Origin of the sequence: Bradyrhizobium sp., assembly GCF_004799405.1 — a bacterium.
In the GTDB taxonomy this organism is placed as follows: Bacteria; Pseudomonadota; Alphaproteobacteria; order Rhizobiales; family Xanthobacteraceae; genus Bradyrhizobium.
Genome location: NZ_SSMW01000138.1, coordinates 23,440 through 42,151, shown reverse-complemented (window position 1 = coordinate 42,151; position 18,712 = coordinate 23,440). Strand labels below are relative to the sequence as shown.

The window sequence follows — 18,712 nt, the reverse complement described above, 5'->3', positions numbered from 1 at the left end:
GACTTAGCCCCGACAACCCGGATTCGTCATGCCCGGGGCAACGCGCAAAGCGCGTCTTCGCGCTAGATGACCCGCGCCTCCATCAAAACAGTCCTTTCAAAAAATGGATCGCCGGGTCAAGCCCGGCCATGACATCCGAGCAAGTTAGCCCCTACTTGATCAGGCCTTTTTCCCTATAATAGCGGATCGCGCCGGGGTGCAGCGGCACCGGGCTGCCGAGCGGCGCGGCCTCGAGCCTGATGTCCTTGCCGGCCGCGTGCGAATTGGCCAGTTCCGGCAGCGACTCGAAGATCAGTTTGGTCATCTGATAGGCGAGATCGTCGGACACCGCTGAACTCGTCACCAGATAGTTGATCACCGCCGCGGTCGGGACGTCCTTGTCCTGTCCGGTATAGGTATTGGCGGGAATCTTCACCGCAACGAATGGCGGGCCGATCTTGTCGACCACGTCTTTGGGAACCGCCACCACGGCGACGTCGGTCGAGGTGCTCAAATCCCTCAGCGAGGCCACCCCGAGCCCGGCCGATTGCAGGGTCGCATCCAACTGCCGGTTCTTCATCAGGTCGACGGATTCGGCGAACGGCAAATATTCGACCTTGCCGATATCCCGGTAACTCAAGCCGGCGGCGGCGAGGATTGCGCGTGCGTTGAGTTCGGTGCCCGACTTGGGCGCGCCGACCGAGAGGCTCTTGCCTTTGAGATCGGCCAGCGTCCTGATGCCGCTGTCGGCGGTGGCGACGATCTGAATATAATTCGGATAGATCGCGCCGATGGTGCGCAACTTGTCGAGCTTGGTCTTGAAGCCGGCTTCCTCGTCGCCTTCCCAGGCGGCTTTGAGCGAATCGCCCAGCGTAAACGCAATCTCGCCACGGCCCTGCTGCAGCAGGATCAGGTTCTCCACCGATGCCTTGGTGGCCTGCACCTGGGTCTTCACGTCTGGAATCTTGTCGCCGTAGATTTTTCCGATCGCGACGCCGAGCGGATAGTACACCCCGGATGTGCCGCCGGTCAGCACGTTGATGAATTGCTGGCCCCGCGCAGGCAGCGCCGACAGCACCGCCGCCGCTGCGATCGCAGCGGCAATCGACCTTGAATGATTGAACATTGCCCCTCCCAGAATCGGCCGGAAATTGGACGGACCGGAACGCGTGGTCAACCCATCGGGGCGGCCACAAACGGGATTACCGAAAATAAGCGCTTGAAATCGCGACGGCTAAACCGTGGTTCCGCGGCGGAACTGAAAAACCATGCTGCCGCGAAGCACTACTGAGCTACTGAAATGTCATGTCCACGCATTTCGAAATGTCGGAGCCGAGGCCGGAACTGACGGTAATGCAGCCGCGGACTTTCTGCGCGGTGTCGTCGCTGGCCCAGACCGAGTAGCCGCCGGGACCGAAAAATGAATTGGTGTTGGGCGGCTCGGTTTCGGTGGCGTCGAACGAATAGTGCGAGTCGGTGTCGAAGATGCGGGGTTTCCTGACGCAGCCGCCGTCGGTCTGGACGTTGATCACTTCCTTGTTGTCGCGCGTCAGCGCCAGGCTGACCTGGCACCTGAAATATTCCGATGTCCTGACGTTGAAAAGATATGCGTAGGATTTGCAGGTCGCGGTATTGAGCTTGCCGGCGGCCAGCCCGCGGCTGCAGGAAATTCGCTGGTTGTTGCTGAGCTTGAATTCATCGGCGCGGGCCGCGGCAACCAGCGTCATGAGCGACAGTGCTATACCCAAACAAATCTTCATGACGTGGTTCATCCGAATCATCCCTACGACTTATTTCGCAAATACGGCTTGTAGACCGAACCGATAGGATAGTCGCGTCATGGGACACCGGAAATCACAAAGTCGCGGGGGGACGTTCGCCCACAGCGAAGCCGGTGATCTCGTTGACGGGATCATGACGTTCGTGGTTTGTTCAAGAGATTGGCGGGCCACCAACTTCGAATAAAGTTTGCCGGGAGAATGCACGATGACGAGATTTTCGACCAAGACCCTGTTGATGGCCGCAGCACTCACCGCGCTGACGACATCGGCATTCGCGCAAAGCCCCGCGCCGACGCCCTGGGTGCTGGCGCCGGACATGGGCTATGGCTACGGCAAGGACGGCAAGACCTTTTCCTACAAGATGGGCACCAACAATGCCGGCCTGCTCTTGAAGGGCGCCAAGAAGGTGCCGAAGGGCACATTGTTTTTCATCGGCCAGAACGGACAGCTTTACATGCGGAGCGGACCGTACCTTGAAGGCGACGGCAAGTTCATGTTCGGCTCGGACTGAGGATTCTAGAACGCCGCCGCGAGATCTCTGGCGCCCTGCAAATTGCTGTTGCTGTCCATCCGGCTGTCGGTGACCGCGAGCAGTCTTGCGACCGTGTTGTTGCGGATCGCCACCGGGTTACGCTCGTAACCCGAGCGCTGGAAAAAATTCGCGGTCGGGACCTGCTCGCGCATCGCCTGCGGCATCGTCACCATGTCGAGCCCGGTGCCGTCGCCGGTCAGGTTCATCATCTCGAGTTCGGCCGCCGTGAGCGGACGGGAATAGCCCTTGATGCGCGCGAAGATCACGGAGGTCAGGAGCTTGTGGGTCTGCAGCAGCGGGCCGACATCGATATCCAGCACCATGGCGTGCACCGCCCAGCCCTGCGGCGTATTCGCAAGCCTGTCGTGCTCGGCCCATTCGTCCGGCACTGATTTCGCGAACGCCACCATCCGTTTCAGCACGTCGATCTTGTGATCCATCGCCTGACGCGGCGCGCCGAACAATTGCGCCGCCTTTTCCTTCAGCACGCGCACGAATTCCGGGCCCTGCTCGGCAATCAGTTCGACGCTGTTGGTGGTGAGCAACTGGTTGTAGCCGATCGCGGTGGAAATGGCGCGCTTGCCGCCGTGCTCGATGCCCGATTGCACATCGTAGTTGCCGGTGCCCCCGGTCTCGAACGAATAGACCCGCACCGCCTGCTCGCGCGTCAGCCCCGCCGCCGCCGCGACGCGGGCATAGGCGCGCTTGAATTCGAGCTCGCTGGCGGGCCGTTGCGGCTTGAACTGGTATTGCTGGGCGGCGGCCTGCAACAGGTCGGCGACGACCGGAATGGCCTTGTGCTCGCGCGGCGGACGTTCCGGCTCGGGCTCCGGCAGCGGGTTCACCGGCCGCTTCGGCCCGGTATAGACCGGAGGCTGTGTCAGGACGTAGTCATCGAGCGCGATCGGCTGGTGCTCGCGGCGCTTGGCGTTGCGGCCGCGCCGCTTCTCCGCAATCGAGTTCCAATAGGCGCCGGCTTCCTGCTCGAAGGCTGCGCGTGCCTCGAGGTATTGTTTCAGCCTGAAGCGATATTCCGCGATCGCTTGCGGCGAAGCGGCCTGCGCCATCGCATTGGCCGTCGCCGCCGGCAGCGCCGACGCATCCAGCGCCGCCGCCTGCGGCGTCAACAGCAGCAGCGCGGCCGCGAAATATCGGGGGCGAAAACGAATCGCATCAAGAGGCATGGCTTGTTGTAGCAAGCAGATCGCGCAAGTCAGCCCCGAAATGGCGAAGGCTTCCGCGACAGCGCCGTTACTTCCAGGCGAATACCGGCTGTTCCAGCTCGGCAACGCGGGTAGCGCGGCCCGCCAGCACTTCGCGGAACTGATAGATCAGCGCCGCCGTCGGCGCGTGAATGAATCGGCCGGCGTGGCGAAACCGGATCACGCGCCGCGTGCTTTCGGGAATGGTGACAAAGTCAAACGCATCCGCACGTTCGATCGCATCGAGTGTGATGCGATGCACGGATGCGACCTCCGCGGGGTTGGGCGAAACGGTCGCGCTTTGGGCCGCCCACACCATCACGGGCGTGATGAGGTAACCGGAACGGGTCGGATAGTCGTCGAGCAGGCCCAGCACGTCATCGGCGCGAGATTCCAGGCCCAGTTCTTCGTGAAGCTCGCGCAGCGCGGCCTCAATTTGGGTTTCGCCTTCGTCGCAGCGTCCGCCCGGGAGCGCCCACTGGCTGCGGTGGGCGCGCAAGCCCGCCGCACGCAAGGTCAATAGCAGCGCGGTACCGCCGCCGTCGGCCTCAACGAGGGCGATGGCGACCGCGGCGCGCTTGAGCGCCGGCCCCGATTGGCTTTCGGGCAGCCGCGCAAACGCCGCGCAGCGCTCGGCGATATTCCGTCTTGTGGTATCGTCAAAGGCCCAGATCATCCCGCTTGACTACAATACGCGAGCGATTGATGAAATGACCGTGGCGCCCCAATTCGCAGCCGGAACCGGAAAACAGAAGAAATGACCGACAAGTCCGCGGAGAAACTCAAGGCCTCCGGCTGGACCATCGTCGAAACCAGCGGTTTCCTCAGCCTGGTCGGGCCGCTATGGCAGCGCGTCGTCAGCGGCGAGCATGAATATGCGCTCATCACACAGGACAAGCACCACAACCGCCGCGGCCTGGTGCAGGGCGGGGTGTTGATGACATTCGCGGATCGCGCTTGCGGCATGACCGCGCGTTTCGTCTCGGGCCGGCCCAAGCTTGCGACCGTTCAGCTTGACACCCACTTTGTCGAAGCCGGCAAGATCGGCGAGATCCTGACCTCGAAACCGCGCGTGCTGCGCTCGACCCGCAGCCTGATTTTCGTCAGCACCGAGGTGACCGTCGACAAGCGCTGTATCGCGATGGCCAGCGGCGTGTTCAAGATATTGAGGAACGACCCGTAAGGTTGCGAACGGCGCATGCTGAAAGGATTTGATCCATGCAATATCGTCAACTCGGCCGCAGCGGCCTGAAAATCTCGCCGATCTGCCTCGGCACCATGATGTTCGGCGGCCCGGCCGATGAGGCGACCTCGGCGCGGATCGTCGCCAGGGCGCGCGAGGCCGGCGTCAACTTCATCGATACGGCGGATGCCTATAACGGCGGCAACTCCGAGCAGGTGGTGGGCCGCGCCATTTCCAACAACCGGCAAAACTGGGTGCTCGCCACCAAGCTAGCCAATGCCATGGGCGACGATCCCAATCGCGGCGGACTGTCGCGGCGCTGGACCTTGCAGGCCGCCGACGAAAGCCTGAAGCGGCTCGGCACCGACTACATCGACATCTACTACCTGCACAAGGAAGATCATTCGACGCCGCTGGAAGAGACCGTGCGCGCGATGGGCGAACTGATCCGTCAGGGCAAGGTGCGCTATTTCGGCGTCTCGAACTATCGCGCCTGGCGGGTCGCCGAAATCTGCAACATCTGCGACCGCCTCGGCATCGACCGCCCGATCGTCAGCCAGCCCTATTACAACGCCATGAACCGGATGCCCGAGGTCGAGCATTTCCCGGCCTGCGGCTATTACGGCCTCGGCGTGGTGCCCTATAGCCCGCTGGCGCGCGGCGTGCTCACCGGCAAATACCGCCCCGATGCTGCGCCCGACAAGGACACCCGCGCCGGCCGCAACGATACCCGCATGATGCAGACCGAGTGGCGGCCGGAATCGCTCAAGCTGGCGCAGCAGATAAAGGCGCATGCCGAGGCCAGGGGCATTACCGCCGGACAATTCGCCGTGGCATGGGTGCTTAACTCTTCGTTCGTCAGCACCGTGATCGCCGGCCCGCGTACCGAAGCGCAATGGGACGATTACGTCCACGCGCTGGACTATCGCTTTACCGCCGAGGACGAAGCCCTGATCGACAAACTGGTCGCCAGCGGCCATCCCTCGACCCCGGGATTCAACGATCCGGCCTACCCGATCGAAGGGCGAAAAGTGCGCACTTCGGCTTGAAAGCAAGCCGTTTCAAAGAAAGTCATGGCTATTCGGGCTTAAAAGGCGCACTGGGAGGGACCGCAGGATGTTTTCGACAATTCGAAAACGCCTGACGCAAAGGAAACTCCATGCAAATTCTTTCCGCCCGCCACGTCAAAACCGAAGAGTCGCTGCGACTGGGCGTCGTGTCGGGTTGGTACTCGACCAAGGTGAGCGGGACCTTCGTCACCGGCCCTCACACCACCCAGGAAGATTGCCTGTCGAAAATCGCCGAGCTCAATCCGCCGCCGGCGAGAAAGAAATTCTGACCGCCGGAACGGATCGCCGGTCAAATCGAGGAGAGACAAGACATGGCGCTCACCCAAGGCGACTTTCGGGAATACGATTCCAACCGGAGGGTCGTGCTGTTCACGATGAAGAACGACCAGGCCGACGTCACCTGCGCCGTCTCCACCGAAGCGATGGATCAGCTCGAGGGCGTATCCAGGATTCAACCGGCCCAGCGCGAGCAGCAGTTTCTGAGGCTGCGCGAGCAGATCGAGGAACGCGCCGCGCGTAAATTCAGCGATGTCGAACTCGAGGGCAATCCTCCAGGCGTGATCCTGCGCACGATCGATTTTCGCGCGACGCAGAAATAGTCGGACGCGCCGTCGCCGCGACGAATTAATTGCTTGAAATAACTTACGAATCTGCTTTTTGATTTTTCGGTATTGGCCGGCATGTCCTGTTTACGTTGGGCACCGTTTCGGTCCGATGCACATTGAAAAGGCAAGCGTTGGCGGCATCCAGCTTAGAGCGGAGACTGCGCACGCCATCCGGTCGATTTGAGTGCCCGGCTAGCGACACTAACGCGCGGGTTCCCTCCCCTCCACAAAACCCCATGAAGCTGATATCGACAGGCCTCGGTCCCACGGATAGGGTCCGAGGCTCAAAAAACCATTCCGGAGAGGCGGCGTTGCAGGAGAAGTTCAAGCTGAAGCGCGACTACTATGCCGGCGCCCTGATGCTGCTGATCGGCGTGGGCGCCGCGGTGACCGGCTCCGGCTACAAGTTCGGCACGCTCGCCCGGATGGGCCCCGGATTCATGCCGGTGATGCTGGGCACCGTGCTGGCGTTTCTTGGCATCCTGATCGCCGCTACCGCGTTGGGACCCTCCGAAGACGACGACAAGAGATTTCTGCCGGACAACCCGCAATGGTTCGGCTGGTTCTGCATTCTAGCCGGTCCCGTCCTGTTCATTATCCTGGGACTATATCTCGGCATGATCCCGGCGGTGTTCGCCTGCGTCTTTGTCTGCGCGCTCGGCGACAACACCGCCACCTATAAATCGTCGTTGATCCTGGCCGCGGGCGTCACCGTGTTCGGTGTGCTGCTGTTCCATTACCTGCTGAACATCCCGTTCCCGTTGCTGCGCGGGGTCAACCTGTGATCTCGACGGCGATTACCGATCTCTATTACGGTTTCGGCGTCGCCCTCGAGCCGCATAACCTGATGTATTGCTTCCTCGGCGTGCTGGTCGGCAACCTTGTCGGCGTGCTGCCGGGCATGGGGCCGGTGGCGACGATTTCAATCCTGCTGCCGCTGACCTTCGGAATGCAGCCGGTGCCGGCGATCCTGATGCTGTCGGGCGTCTATTACGGCGCGCAATATGGCGGCGCAATCTGCTCCATCCTCTTGAACCTGCCGTGCCATCCGCCGCACGCGGTGACGTGCCTCGACGGGTTCCCGCTGACCAAGCAGGGCAAGGGCGGCACCGCGCTCGGCATCACCATCATCGCCGCCTTCGTCGGCGCCTCGTTCGGCATTACCGAGATGATTTTCCTGGCGCCGTTCCTGGTCAAGGTGGCGCTCGAATTCGGCCCCGCCGAAGTCTGTTCGCTGATGCTGGTGGGATTGCTCGCCGGCTCGACGCTGGCGAAGGGATCGCCGCTCAAGGGCATCGCGATGACGGTGCTCGGTCTTCTGGTTGGCATCGTCGGATCGGATATCGAGACCGGACAGCCCCGCTTCACCTTCGGGATCACCGAATTGTTCGACGGCGTCGAGATCATCGCGCTGGCGCTCGGCATGTTCGGCATCGCCGAGTTCATGAACAGCATCAACAACACCGAAACCGTCGACATGAAATACGCCAAGGTCGGCGTCTCCGACATGTTCCCCTCGAAGGCCGACCTCAAGCTGGCATTCTGGCCGATGATCCGCGGCACCCTGCTCGGCAGCCTTTGCGCGCTGATTCCGGGTACCGGGCCGACCATCGCCTCCTTTGTGTCCTACGCCACCGAGAAGAAAATATCGAAAACGCCGGAACGGTTCGGCCACGGCGCGATCGAGGGCGTCGCATGTCCCGAGGCTTCCACGCATTCCTCGGTGCAGGGCGATTTCATCCCGACCATGAGTCTCGGGATTCCCGGCGACACCGTGATGGCGCTGTTGCTGGGCGCGCTGATCATTCACGGCATCGTGCCGGGGCCGCAGCTCATCAGCCAGCACGCCGACATCTTCTGGGGCCTGATCGCGAGCTTCTGGATCGGCAACATCCTGCTGGTCATCCTGAACGTGCCGATGATCGGCCTGTGGGTGAAACTGCTGAGCATCCCGTACCGCTACCTCTACCCGAGCGCGATGTTCTTCGTTTGCATCGGGGTCTATGCCGCCAGCAACGACATGTTCCAGGTCGGCGAGACCATCTTCATCGGCGTCATCGGCTACATCCTGCTGCGTCTCGATTTCCACCCGGCCCCGATCCTGCTCGGCTTCGTGCTCGGCCCGCGTTTCGAGGAAAACTTCCGGCGCAGCCTGTTGATCTCGCGCGGCGACCTCATGACCTTTATCGACCGTCCGATCAGCGCGTTCTTTCTGTTCATCTGTGTCGTGCTGATCGCGGCCCAGATCTATGTCTGGCTGCGCAAGCCCAAGATCCTGGCCGAGGGAAAGGCGATCGAGGCCCAGGTGCCGACGACGCCCTATTCGGAATTGGCGGAGTAGCGGCGGCTCTCACCGGCGCGGCCCAATCCTGTCAAATGGGGAAAACGGGCGCACCGGCAGCGAGGCATCTCCGGCCGTACAACCGTGACGGGCCGGATTTGATCAAGTTGTCCTCCCTGTCGGCGTTACAAATGCGGGAATATGGGTAGAGTCCGGCGAGTGATTCGCCCCCATGGTGCTGCGTGCTTCCGGGATCGCGACGGGGACAGGGCCGCATTCACATGTCAGAACCTCGATATGCAAGCCGGGTGACGGCGCTGCTTTCGCGCTTTCGCCGCGACGGCAAGGCGAACACCGCCGTCATCTTCGCCATTGCGCTGCTTCCGATCCTGACCGCGATCGGCTGCGCCGTCGACTACTCGCTTGCCACCCGGATGAAGGCCAAGCTGCAATCCGCCGCGGACGCCGCCAGCGTTGCCTCGATTTCCCAGAAATCGCCCGGTTATACCGCGGCCGCGGCAATGAACGGAAACGGCCGGGTGAGTGCCGGCGTCACCGACGCCAACAACGTCTTTAACGGAAATATCAGCGCGGTCAGCGGCGGCTTCACAAACCTGGTGCTGACGAGCACCGTCACCAAATCCCACACGACGCTGACGTCCACCGTTACATTCAGCGCCGACGTGCCGGTCGTGTTCATGAAAGTTCTCGGCTATCAGAACCTCACGGTAACCGGAAGTTCGACCTCGAGCGCCTCGCTGCCGTTGTATCTTGATTTTTATCTGATGCTGGATGTGTCGGGATCGATGGGCCTGCCGTCGACCAACGCCGAACAAACCCGCCTTGCGGCCATCAATCCGGACAACTACTCGCTCTACCCCAATGGCTGCACATTCGCTTGCCATTTCTCCTCGCAGAACGCCTGCAACCAGGGCGGCAGCTACCCGCCCTACGGCGGCCAGAAATACAACACCAACGGATATTGCCTGGGATATTCACTGTCGCGAACCGCCGGCAACTCGAGCAATACGCCGGTAACGTCCTGCCCGACCGACGGCACCGGCGCGTGCATTCAATTGCGCGCCGACGCGGTCGGCTACGCCGTAACCCAATTGTTCATCACCGCCAACGCCACCGAGAAAGTGACCGATCAATTCCGCATCGGGCTCTACCCGTTCATTCAATATCTTTATTCGTATTTTCCCCTGACCAGCAACATCTCCGGATCTCCCACCAATTCCAGCACCATCAACTACGCGGCTGCAAACCTCGCCACCCTGCTCGATACCGGCGTCAACTCGAACCTCGGCTCCGGCGGCACGCATTTCGAGAACGCGTTTCCATCGATGAACAGCCTCATCACCAGCGTCGGTAACGGCTCATCCGCCAACAGCACGTTGCCCTATGTTTTCCTGGTGACCGATGGCGCGCAGAACAACCAGACCCAATGGGGCGGAGGCTGGGCCGGAAACAACAACGCGACCATCATGGATGCGTCGCTGTGCACGACGCTGAAGAACCGCGGTATCATGATTTCCGTGCTTTATATTCCCTACCAGCCGATCCAGAATCCGACCACTTTCGCCAATAGCGAAGACTTTGCGGTCAACGCCATCATCCCCAACATTCCCGGCGACCTGCAAAGCTGCGCATCGCCAAATTTCTTTTTCACGGCCAACACGCCCGCGGATATCACCAGCGCCCTGAATGCCATGTTCAACCAGGCGCTGGTGACCGCGCATATCACGAATTGAAAGTGACGCTGCAGGCGCGGGAATTAAAGCAGCAATCGAAGCTGAGAGGGCTCAAGCGCTCGCGCCTGCGAATTTCCGCAGCATCGCATCGAACGCCAGCTTGATGCGATGGACGAAGGGTGCCTTGTACGGGAACTCCTCGTTGTGCGCATGGACCAGCATTGAGGCGTTCACCTCGAACACGACGAGATTGCCTGAGCCGTCCAGTCCGCAATCGATGCCGAAATAATCGAGTCCGACGCGTTGCCGGATCGCGCGCAGCGACCGATAATGGCCGGCATCGAATACCGCGGCAGGTTCGGCCAAAAAAGCCTCTTCTTCCTGCTGCATCCATGGCTGGTTGGCCATGTCGGTGCTGACGTGATGCACCTTCCAGTCGCCTCCGATCGCCAGGTGATACGGCAGAATCTCGCCGTCGACGAAGATGAAGCGATATTTCCGGAAATAGCCGTCGGCCGACCGGTAGTCGATGTACTCGATCAGGTAGCGGTCGGTTTCGGGGCGTTGCGCGAGCAGCGCCGCAAGCCCGGCAGGGTGGTCGATCTTTTCGAAATCGTCGCCGCCATGGGTTCCGACCGGGCGCGCCAGGATCGAGGATGCGGACGGAAATGCCGCGTGCAATGTGGCGGCCGACAGGTCGGCGCCGGCCTTCTGGCGCAGGACCTTCGGAATGCGGCAGCCCGGTATCCCCGCCAGCAGATCCGCAACGGTGTCGCGAGTCGTCCTCTGGATCTTCAGGGGATCGTTCACGATCGGCTTGCCCAGCCGGCCGGCCAGATCGGCGGCCAGCGGCAATACCGCTTCGGCCTGGTCGGCATCGGAAATCAGGTTGATGACGACGTGCGCATCCTTTTTCAGAAGCTCGATATCGACTTCGCCGGCATCGACCAGGGCAAAGGTGTCGGTGTCGTAGACGGCATCCTTGAACAGATATTCGGTCGGCGTGTTGCCGGCGAACGGCGCGTAGAGCGCCAGCACGCGAAAATCCGCGGGAGATTTTGCCGCCGGCCGCCTGATCAGCGGCTGCATCCGGGCCGCTTGCGCGTAAGCGGCCTTGGCGGCGTCGAGGTCTCCCATCCCCTGCTGGACGCCGCCGATCCAGTAGATGCTGTCGGCATCGCGGGGATTGAGGCTGACAGCCCGCTGAAAGCTTGCGAGCGCCGACGGCAGTTCATTCAGTTCGACGCAAACCTTGCCAAGCTGATGGTGAAGCTGGCCGTCCTGCGGCCGTTCTTCGATCAGCTCGGTCAACAGCGCCCTGGCGCCGGGATATTGCTGCGTGGCGATCAGGGCGTGAACCAGGTTGGAGCGCGACGGCCAATGGCCCGGGTTCAGCGTGAGAGCATGAAGATATAGCGTGATGGAATCCCGCGGTCTGCCGGCCTTCAGGTGCGTGTTGCCGAGATTGCACCAGCAGGAGACCAGATCGGGCTTGAGCCGCAGCGCGGCCTTGTAGTTTGACGCGGCCTGTTCGAGATCGCCGCGGACCATGCAGGCATTGCCGAGATTGGAATGCAGCTCCGAAATCGCCTCGATCGACACGCAACCGGGTGCCTCGTTGCCGGCCGCGGCGAGGCCGCGTCGATACGCGGCCATGGCTGCGTCGATGCCGCCGGCCGCGTAATATTCCCGTCCGATGCGGAGCTGCCGCGCCACAAACGACCCAACGATATCGGCGTCCGAAAGACGGGTGGCTAGTGCGGATGCGGGCATGGAGGGCGCATTATGGCAGTGAGCGGAACCCGACCATGTCCGATTTATGGTAAATAAAGTCCTGCCCGGGGCCCGGCCGCGGCCGCTATTCAGCGCCGCCGTGCAAAAGATTTGCTTCCCGGTATTTCGAGCCAAGCGCTGGAAATATCCGGCAATACCGGCCGCGGCCGGCATCGCCGGAAATTTGCCGATGCCGGGGGTGCGAATCAGCCAATAATGATGCGATCGAAGCCACTCGCCTCGGGCACATCGTGACCGGATGAAACAGAACGCGGCTCCCTTGCGTGACTTAGCCGGCAGCCATCGCGGCTGGACGCCCCGGCTGGCGCAGGAATCGAGGCTGCGCCAGCTTGAGGAGATGCTGGCGCAGCGACGCGGCGAAGCAGATGACATCGATACCGAGATCGAGCGCGCGGTGCTCCTCAATGCGCTCGATCGGCGGCAAGACGCCCAGCAAGCCTTCATCGATATCCTGCGAAAGGCGCCGACGAATTTCAGCGCGCTCAACGAATTCGGGACGCTACTGACCAACATGGGCGCGATCGACGCCGCCTGCCGGGTCTATTCGGAGGCGATCACCCACCATCCCCAAAATCCGATGGGACATGTGAATCTCGCCAACCTGCTGCTTCGCGCCAACAAGCATCGGGAAGCGCGCGGCTACTACGAAACCGTGTTAGGAATCGATCCGGATTACGCGCCGGCGCATCAGGGGCTGGGCGCGGTGCTGGCGGATCTCGGCGACCGCGCCGGTGCTGCCCATCATTTCCGGAAGGGCTTTCGCGATCACGCCATTTCGACCCTGCCGTATCGCGGCGCCACACCGCCGGTGACGCTGCTGCAGCTGGTTTCCTCCGGCGGCGGCAACATCCCGACCGCTGCGTTCCTCGACGACCGCAGCTTTCTGACATCCGTGATCGTCACCGACCATCTCGATCCGTCGGCCCCGTTGCCGCCGCATCAGCTGATCTTCAACGCCATCGGCGACGCCGACCTCTGCGAGCCGGCGCTGCAGGCCGCGGCCCGTCTGATCGCACGGACGGCTGCGCCGGTGATCAACGATCCCCTCGCGGTGATGAAAACCGGCCGCATCGAAAACGCCCGGCGGCTTGGCAATCTGCCGGGCGTGATTGCCCCGCGCACGGCCGCCATGGCGCGCGGCATTCTCGCCGGTCCCGACGGCGCCAGCGCCTTGGCGAGCCGGCAATTCGGCTTTCCGCTGCTGTTGCGTTCGCCCGGTTATCACACCGGGCGCAACTTCATCCGGGTCGAGACCGCGGCGGAATTATCCGCAGCCGCAGCCGGCCTTCCCGGCGACGAACTCGTGGTAATCGAATATCTCGACGCCCGCGGCAAGGACGGCAACGCGCGCAAATACCGCGTGATGATGATCGGCGGCCGGATCCATCCGCTGCATCTGGCGATATCGCGGCAATGGAAAGTGCATTATTTCACCTCCGACATGGCCGACCAGCCCGACCATCGATTGGAGGAAGCCGCCTTTCTCGGCGACATGCCGGCAGCGCTGGGCGGCAAGGCGATCGCGGCACTCGAACATATCAGCGACGCGCTCGGCCTCGATTATGCCGGAATCGATTTCGGGATTGGCGCCGATGGCGATGTGCTGCTGTTCGAAGCCAACGCCACCATGGTGATCGCTTCGCCCGACCCCGACCCGCGCTGGGCCTATCGTCGCCCGGCGATCGACGGGGTACTGGAGGCGGTGGTCGCGATGATCATGCGCAAGAGGGCCGTCGTGGCCTGACATTGTCCCCGGCAGAGGAGTCAATTTGTCTTGCCTTGCAGGCAAGATCAAAGCTCTCCTGTCGGAGATGGTGAAACATTCCGCAATGCAATCCCTTTTATGGGTCCGGGCTCTAATTCCCCGCCGCGAGTGTCAAAGAAACGGCCCCAGCGGGGGTGAGCTGAGGCCGTCATTCCATCGGATGCCCTTGGGCGAAAGATGCATCCGGTAGTCCGTCACTAAGTTGCACCCGAGACATTGGTTCCAACTACACATCCCTAATTTTCCTCGCTAGATGGCTTACCGGGACCGTGATGGCTATTCCGTCATGAGCCGGGAGGGCCTTGCGGTGTGGACAAAGGCACGAAGCTAAGCCCGGCCTCCTATACGGGAACGCTGGCTGTCGGTGTCTGCTTTAACCGCGGCGCCCTGAGGTTCCGGAAGCCATGCGGATTGATGCCTCCCCGATCTCTGACGCTAGTCAGTCATTCCACGGTCAGCGTCTTGCCGGACGCCGTCTATTCCGATGGCTATCGCGTTATCGTCAAGCCCTGACAAATGTCCGGTACCCGACGAAAGCTTGCGGTAGATCAAAGTATGACACGCCGATCATGCGCAACCTGACCTATAGGCAATGGAGCAACATGGGAGAGAGCAATGCGGGAGCAGGTTGTCGAAGGCAGCCGGCCGCTGTCTTGGGGTGTGATGGGTTTCAGTTCTCCGCGCCGTGCCATACAGAGCTATGAGCGCGAACTAATTCGATATCGATCCATGGAGATACGCCTGCGCGATGCGCTGGCAGAGAGCGAGGCGCGGCTCCGTCAAAAAGATGAGTTGATCCAACGACAGGAACTATTGAGCAAGGAGTCCGATCACCGTCTGATGAACGATCTGCAGATGACCATCAGCCTGCTTTCGTTGCAGAGCCGCGCATCGACCAACGCGGAGACGGCCGCACAATTGGCCGTCGCGGCCAATCGCGTTTCCACGATTGCGCGGATCCATCATCGTCTTCATTCTTGCGACGGCGTGCAAGTCATCGAATTCAGAAAATTCCTTGAGGAATTCGGTCGTGATTTCTCTGCGATGCTTTCATCGGACGAGCGCCGGGAGCGGGTCGTTGTCAAGAGCGATGAAATCGATCTGCCGGCCGCGACCGCAATCCCACTTGGCTTTATCGTCAGCGAGTTGATCGCCAACGCGGCAAAATACGGCAAAGGCCAGATCGCCATCAGCCTGCAGCCCGATCCGGCCTATGGCTACGCGCTTTCGGTGTCCAATGATGGACCGCCTTTGCCGGAAGGGTTCGACCCCGGCGACAGCAAGGGGCTGGGGATGAAGATCATTCAATCTTTCACAAAACAGATTAGCGGCGAATGGCGGGTCGGCCGAGGCGACGGCGGTCAGGGCGCGCGATTTACCGTGCTGTTTCCAGGAACGGCGACGGACATCGTTTCGGCGATGCCAAACCGAGCAGCAATCACAGTGTCAAACCAGAGCGCTTAGATTAGAGGAAAGGTTTCACATGAATTCGTTTCGATCGTCCGTTTTCGTGCTCATGCTGGGTGCAGCGCTGCCCTCGTATCTCATGATGCCGGCGCACGCGCAGATAGCGGTCGACGTGAGCGTCGACGTTCCGCCCCCACCGCTTCCTTACTACGAGCAGCCGCCGATTCCGGCGGAGGGCTACATCTGGGCGCCCGGCTATTGGGCTTGGGACCCCGTCGCGCTGGACTATTACTGGGTGCCCGGCACATGGGTCGAGCCGCCGCAGCCCGAGTTGTTGTGGACGCCAGCGTGGTGGGGATGGGTCGATGGCCGTTACGGCTTCCACCCCGGCTACTGGGGCCGCGAGGTTGGTTTCTACGGCGGCATCGATTACGGCTTCGGCTACACCGGCGAAGGCTACTACGGCGGGCGCTGGGACCACGGCGTGTTCTTCTACAACCGCACTTTCAACAATTTCACCAATGTGCGGATCACCAACGTCTACAACCAGACGGTCGTGATCAACAGAAACGCCAGCCGGGTCAGCTTCAACGGCGGCAACGGCGGCATCCAGGCGCGGCCGACCCCGCAGCAGGAGGCGATCGCGCGGGAGCGTCACGTTGAGGCGACACCGATGCAGCGCCAGCATTCCGAGATCGCGAGCAAGGATCGCTCGCTGTTCTCCAAGCAGAACCACGGCGAGCCCGCGATTGCCGCGACCTCGCGCCCCGGCGTCCTCCAGGGTGAAGGCGTCGTGCGTGCGAGCCGCTCTCCGGGCGAGCCCAGCCAGCCGCAGGAGAAGCAGGGGCACGAGCTGCCGCGCCCTGGTGAACCGCCCCGTCCGGGCGTGCCACGCATGAACGAAATGGGCAGGGAGCCGGCACCGCGGGTCGAGGAAAGGAAGCCTACGGAAGAGCTGCGCCGCGTGCCCCAGGAAGCGCCGAGGGCCGAGCCGCCGCGAGTCGAGCCGAGGCCGGCTGTACGCCCCGAACCGAAGGTGGAGCAACGTCTGGCGCCACCGCCCCGTACTGAAGAGCGCCGGCCCGCACCACCTGCTCCGGCTATGAGGGAAGCGCCGCCGCGCATGGCGCCGGCTCCGCGCCCGCCCGCACCGGCGCAGCGCCCACCGGCGCGTGAGGAAGAGAGACGGTAAACACGATGTAGCGTCCGTCCGCAGGAATTCGGACGGACTTTGCATCGCCAGAACGACTAAGCCCGCCGACCGCCTTTTCCGGCATCATGGACCGCCGCGCTTAAACCTCCCATTGCGGAGGCTAGCAGCGCGACCACGATCAGATAAAGACCTGTGGTAATTTGGAACGCACTCGCAGATATGCCGGAATTGCCCCACGGGGATACGGCCGAGAACCCATGCCAGCACCGAATGCAAGGACTTGCGAATGCGCTTGCGACCAAGCCAGCGACGTACGATACTTTGTTTCCACTCCATGCTTGGAGGATCTGATCCATGCGCGCCAACGACCCGTTTGTGACATTTCTTCTGGTCCTCGTGATCGGCATTGTCGCCGGCATTCTCTTTGATCGGCTGGCTGGGCCGTCTTGGCTTGCCCGGCAGTTCTCCGGATCGGCCCGCGGCGTCCTCACCAGTGCACTCGTGGGGATTGCTGGAGCGTTCTTCGGTTATCACATCGCCATGCTGGCGCTCGGCGGCGGGCTGCTGACTTCGATCATCGCCGCGGCGGTCGGTGCTGCCGCGGTGCTGTTGGTTTGGAGAATGGCCAAGTGATAGAAGTCAGCCCTGACCAGCACGTCAGCCGGCGATCCATTGCAGAGCTATCGAATTATTCTACGGCGTTGGTGCTTGTTGTTAGCCTGCATCGAGTTTTCGTAAGCTAGTTTGGAAGAGACCATTGGGTGGTGCCGCGACGACTGCTGCACTCTATCCGAAGCCGGCAAGGGGTACTGTGCCAATTCCAGCGCCGGCGCCCTGGGTTTCGGCAGCGGACGCCTTCATTTGACGAGAGCTTGCGCTAAATCAAAACAGACGGTCAGGAATATATGAATCTTACGATCCAACAGTCTTCCGAGGGGACCGTAAATGAGATGGGTATCTAAAACTCAAGAAAGTGGACTGAAACGACAAACGAAAGGAGACTAAAATGTCGATTGGAACGATCATACTCATTATTCTTGTCATAGCCCTGCTCGGTGGCTTTAGCGGAATAGGTGGCGGCCCATTCTACGGCACCGGGTATTACGGTGGCGGAGGCTTGGGCCTGATCGTCGTCATTCTGGTGATTCTGCTATTGCTCGGCAAACTTTGAATTCTTTGGACGGCCCGCTTTGGCGGGCCGCTTTCTTTGCCGATCAACTCGGGGAATCCAGATGTCCAAACACAGTCATATGCCACCGGTGCCGCCTGCCAATCGGAGTCACAAGGGGACGGGTGATAATTCCGAAGCGGCAAACGAGATGCTGAAATTGCATGCGGACGTGAACACCCAGGAGCAAGGCGACACGGCCAACATTAAGCAGAATACGACCAACAAGGGTTTCTATAGGGGGCGCCGGATCAAATAGACGACCGGCTAATGTCGGTGAGGTCTGTGCAAGCGCCACGGAGGCGCAAAGAACAAGACGCGACCTTCAGGACGGGAGAGAAACAAATGGCTGACGAGAACAAGCCCCCACTGTTTGGCGAATTTGGGCAAATGCCGAACTTCGACTTCACCAAGCTGATGAAGGATTTCAAGTTGCCGGGCGTCGATCTCGCGACGATCATGGATCGCGAAAAGAAGAATATCGAAGCTCTGACCGAGGCCAATCGTGTCGCGTTCGAAGGCTGGCAGGCGCTCGTTCATCGGCAAGCCGAGATTCTGCAGGAATCGATCAAGCAGGCCGTCGGCACCCTACAAGGCGAGGATGCGGGTACCAAGCGCATGGACATGGCGTCGCACGCTTTCGAGGCCGCGCTTTCGAATATGCGCGAACTGGCCGAGATGGCGATCAAATCTCAGAAGGAAGCGTTCGACATAATTCGCAAGCGTGTTGAAGATAATCTTGCGGCACTCCGTGTTCCCGGAACTGACAAGTAGGATTGCGACTTGCGTCGGGAGGATGGCCGTTCGTCCATACGTCCGCTACTGAAAACTGGGAGGTGAGCTATGATTTTGCCTGTACAATACGCGTGGTCTGAGCCTGTGCTCATCGCAACCATCGTAGTATTCATCATTGATTTGGTCGGCAACTCGATCGGCTTCGGCAACCGTTTCCTGGGCGCTTTAATGAGCGCAATCGTGTTTGCCCTCGTGTTCGGAACCCTTGTCTATTTCGGTTACGGCAGCGTGTCGATGTCAGTGACGACGACGCCGAGTACAAGCGCACCTGCTCAAACGCAAAAGTAGGTCGCCCAGACAGAA

20 protein-coding genes are annotated in these 18,712 nt (G+C 61.3%); 15 read left to right on the top strand and 5 right to left on the bottom strand.

Annotation, left to right across the window (positions count from 1 at the left end; translation table 11 throughout):
• Positions 1-151: 151 nt before the first annotated feature.
• Both E7813_RS21865 and E7813_RS21860 read right to left on the bottom strand, forming a co-directional pair.
• Positions 152-1,105 (bottom strand): TAXI family TRAP transporter solute-binding subunit, encoded by a 954-nt coding sequence (locus E7813_RS21865; RefSeq protein WP_291577355.1) that lies wholly within the window; start codon positions 1,103-1,105, stop codon positions 152-154.
• Positions 1,106-1,271: 166 nt separating this feature from the next.
• Entirely contained in the window at positions 1,272-1,751 is a 480-nt protein-coding gene (locus tag E7813_RS21860; protein ID WP_291577354.1) for a hypothetical protein, read from the bottom strand.
• Between the two features lie 214 nt (positions 1,752-1,965).
• Here E7813_RS21860 and E7813_RS21855 point away from each other — a divergent pair, with 214 nt between their 5' ends.
• Positions 1,966-2,271, top strand: a complete 306-nt coding sequence (locus E7813_RS21855) for a hypothetical protein (protein WP_291577353.1) — start codon at positions 1,966-1,968, stop codon at positions 2,269-2,271.
• 5 nt (positions 2,272-2,276) lie between these two features.
• On the opposite strand, the gene E7813_RS21850 is transcribed toward E7813_RS21855, so the two are convergent.
• Positions 2,277-3,476, bottom strand: a complete 1,200-nt coding sequence (locus E7813_RS21850) for a hypothetical protein (RefSeq protein ID WP_291577352.1) — start codon at positions 3,474-3,476, stop codon at positions 2,277-2,279.
• A gap of 67 nt (positions 3,477-3,543) precedes the next feature.
• A complete protein-coding gene (locus E7813_RS21845; RefSeq protein ID WP_291577351.1) occupies positions 3,544-4,170 on the bottom strand; it encodes a CoA pyrophosphatase in 627 nt (208 codons plus the stop codon).
• Between the two features lie 81 nt (positions 4,171-4,251).
• Between E7813_RS21845 and E7813_RS21840 the strand changes: the two genes are divergently transcribed.
• The 7 genes from E7813_RS21840 to E7813_RS21810 all read left to right on the top strand — a co-directional run bounded on the left by E7813_RS21840 (position 4,252) and on the right by E7813_RS21810 (position 10,387).
• Positions 4,252-4,677, top strand: a complete 426-nt coding sequence (locus E7813_RS21840) for a PaaI family thioesterase (protein ID WP_291577350.1) — start codon at positions 4,252-4,254, stop codon at positions 4,675-4,677.
• Positions 4,678-4,712: 35 nt separating this feature from the next.
• Positions 4,713-5,726, top strand: coding sequence for an aldo/keto reductase (locus E7813_RS21835; protein WP_291577349.1), 1,014 nt, complete (start codon positions 4,713-4,715; stop codon positions 5,724-5,726).
• Positions 5,727-5,836: 110 nt separating this feature from the next.
• On the top strand, positions 5,837-6,016 hold the full coding sequence (locus E7813_RS21830) for a hypothetical protein (protein WP_291577348.1): 180 nt from the start codon (positions 5,837-5,839) through the stop codon (positions 6,014-6,016).
• Between the two features lie 42 nt (positions 6,017-6,058).
• Positions 6,059-6,346, top strand: a complete 288-nt coding sequence (locus E7813_RS21825; RefSeq protein WP_291577347.1) for a DUF1488 family protein — start codon at positions 6,059-6,061, stop codon at positions 6,344-6,346.
• Between the two features lie 317 nt (positions 6,347-6,663).
• A complete protein-coding gene (locus E7813_RS21820; protein ID WP_291577346.1) occupies positions 6,664-7,137 on the top strand; it encodes a tripartite tricarboxylate transporter TctB family protein in 474 nt (157 codons plus the stop codon).
• On the top strand, positions 7,134-8,693 hold the full coding sequence (locus tag E7813_RS21815) for a tripartite tricarboxylate transporter permease (protein ID WP_291577345.1): 1,560 nt from the start codon (positions 7,134-7,136) through the stop codon (positions 8,691-8,693). The genes E7813_RS21820 and E7813_RS21815 overlap by 4 nt, the downstream gene beginning before the upstream one ends.
• Before the next feature lie 221 nt (positions 8,694-8,914).
• The gene (locus tag E7813_RS21810; RefSeq protein ID WP_291577344.1) at positions 8,915-10,387 is read left to right on the top strand and encodes a pilus assembly protein TadG-related protein; all 1,473 of its coding nucleotides are present in this window, start codon (positions 8,915-8,917) and stop codon (positions 10,385-10,387) included.
• A gap of 51 nt (positions 10,388-10,438) precedes the next feature.
• Here the strand turns inward: E7813_RS21810 and E7813_RS21805 are convergent, their stop codons facing one another.
• The gene (locus tag E7813_RS21805) at positions 10,439-12,100 is read right to left on the bottom strand and encodes a tetratricopeptide repeat protein (RefSeq protein ID WP_291577343.1); all 1,662 of its coding nucleotides are present in this window, start codon (positions 12,098-12,100) and stop codon (positions 10,439-10,441) included.
• Between the two features lie 280 nt (positions 12,101-12,380).
• Between E7813_RS21805 and E7813_RS21800 the strand changes: the two genes are divergently transcribed.
• The 7 genes from E7813_RS21800 (at position 12,381) to E7813_RS21770 (ending at position 18,697) form a co-directional block, all read left to right on the top strand.
• Entirely contained in the window at positions 12,381-13,865 is a 1,485-nt protein-coding gene (locus E7813_RS21800; protein ID WP_291577342.1) for a hypothetical protein, read from the top strand.
• Positions 13,866-14,501: 636 nt separating this feature from the next.
• Positions 14,502-15,350, top strand: a complete 849-nt coding sequence (locus tag E7813_RS21795) for a sensor histidine kinase (RefSeq protein ID WP_291577341.1) — start codon at positions 14,502-14,504, stop codon at positions 15,348-15,350.
• A gap of 19 nt (positions 15,351-15,369) precedes the next feature.
• Entirely contained in the window at positions 15,370-16,485 is a 1,116-nt protein-coding gene (locus E7813_RS21790) for a hypothetical protein (protein ID WP_291577340.1), read from the top strand.
• Positions 16,486-16,800: 315 nt separating this feature from the next.
• Positions 16,801-17,079: a transglycosylase gene (locus E7813_RS21785; protein ID WP_291577339.1), complete on the top strand. Its 279-nt coding sequence runs from the start codon at positions 16,801-16,803 to the stop codon at positions 17,077-17,079.
• A gap of 373 nt (positions 17,080-17,452) precedes the next feature.
• Positions 17,453-17,617, top strand: a complete 165-nt coding sequence (locus tag E7813_RS21780; RefSeq protein ID WP_291577338.1) for a DUF3309 family protein — start codon at positions 17,453-17,455, stop codon at positions 17,615-17,617.
• Positions 17,618-17,959: 342 nt separating this feature from the next.
• Entirely contained in the window at positions 17,960-18,388 is a 429-nt protein-coding gene (locus tag E7813_RS21775; RefSeq protein WP_291577337.1) for a phasin family protein, read from the top strand.
• A gap of 69 nt (positions 18,389-18,457) precedes the next feature.
• Complete coding sequence (locus E7813_RS21770) at positions 18,458-18,697, top strand: hypothetical protein (protein ID WP_291577336.1); 240 nt, start codon at positions 18,458-18,460, stop codon at positions 18,695-18,697.
• Positions 18,698-18,712 lie beyond the last annotated feature (15 nt).

Bases quoted from the DNA above. Each gene is read 5' to 3' on its own strand.
- E7813_RS21850 (WP_291577352.1), bottom strand. From the start codon at position 3,476: ATGCCTCTTGATGCGATTCGTTTTCGCCCCCGATATTTCGCGGCCGCG.
- E7813_RS21785 (WP_291577339.1), top strand. From the start codon at position 16,801: ATGCGCGCCAACGACCCGTTTGTGACATTTCTTCTGGTCCTCGTGATC.
- E7813_RS21845 (WP_291577351.1), bottom strand. From the start codon at position 4,170: ATGATCTGGGCCTTTGACGATACCACAAGACGGAATATCGCCGAGCGC.
- E7813_RS21775 (WP_291577337.1), top strand. From the start codon at position 17,960: ATGGCTGACGAGAACAAGCCCCCACTGTTTGGCGAATTTGGGCAAATG.
- E7813_RS21860 (WP_291577354.1), bottom strand. From the start codon at position 1,751: ATGAACCACGTCATGAAGATTTGTTTGGGTATAGCACTGTCGCTCATG.
- E7813_RS21825 (WP_291577347.1), top strand. From the start codon at position 6,059: ATGGCGCTCACCCAAGGCGACTTTCGGGAATACGATTCCAACCGGAGG.
- E7813_RS21810 (WP_291577344.1), top strand. From the start codon at position 8,915: ATGTCAGAACCTCGATATGCAAGCCGGGTGACGGCGCTGCTTTCGCGC.
- E7813_RS21780 (WP_291577338.1), top strand. From the start codon at position 17,453: ATGTCGATTGGAACGATCATACTCATTATTCTTGTCATAGCCCTGCTC.
- E7813_RS21830 (WP_291577348.1), top strand. From the start codon at position 5,837: ATGCAAATTCTTTCCGCCCGCCACGTCAAAACCGAAGAGTCGCTGCGA.
- E7813_RS21855 (WP_291577353.1), top strand. From the start codon at position 1,966: ATGACGAGATTTTCGACCAAGACCCTGTTGATGGCCGCAGCACTCACC.
- E7813_RS21865 (WP_291577355.1), bottom strand. From the start codon at position 1,105: ATGTTCAATCATTCAAGGTCGATTGCCGCTGCGATCGCAGCGGCGGCG.
- E7813_RS21840 (WP_291577350.1), top strand. From the start codon at position 4,252: ATGACCGACAAGTCCGCGGAGAAACTCAAGGCCTCCGGCTGGACCATC.
- E7813_RS21835 (WP_291577349.1), top strand. From the start codon at position 4,713: ATGCAATATCGTCAACTCGGCCGCAGCGGCCTGAAAATCTCGCCGATC.
- E7813_RS21790 (WP_291577340.1), top strand. From the start codon at position 15,370: ATGAATTCGTTTCGATCGTCCGTTTTCGTGCTCATGCTGGGTGCAGCG.
- E7813_RS21805 (WP_291577343.1), bottom strand. From the start codon at position 12,100: ATGCCCGCATCCGCACTAGCCACCCGTCTTTCGGACGCCGATATCGTT.
- E7813_RS21795 (WP_291577341.1), top strand. From the start codon at position 14,502: ATGCGGGAGCAGGTTGTCGAAGGCAGCCGGCCGCTGTCTTGGGGTGTG.
- E7813_RS21770 (WP_291577336.1), top strand. From the start codon at position 18,458: ATGATTTTGCCTGTACAATACGCGTGGTCTGAGCCTGTGCTCATCGCA.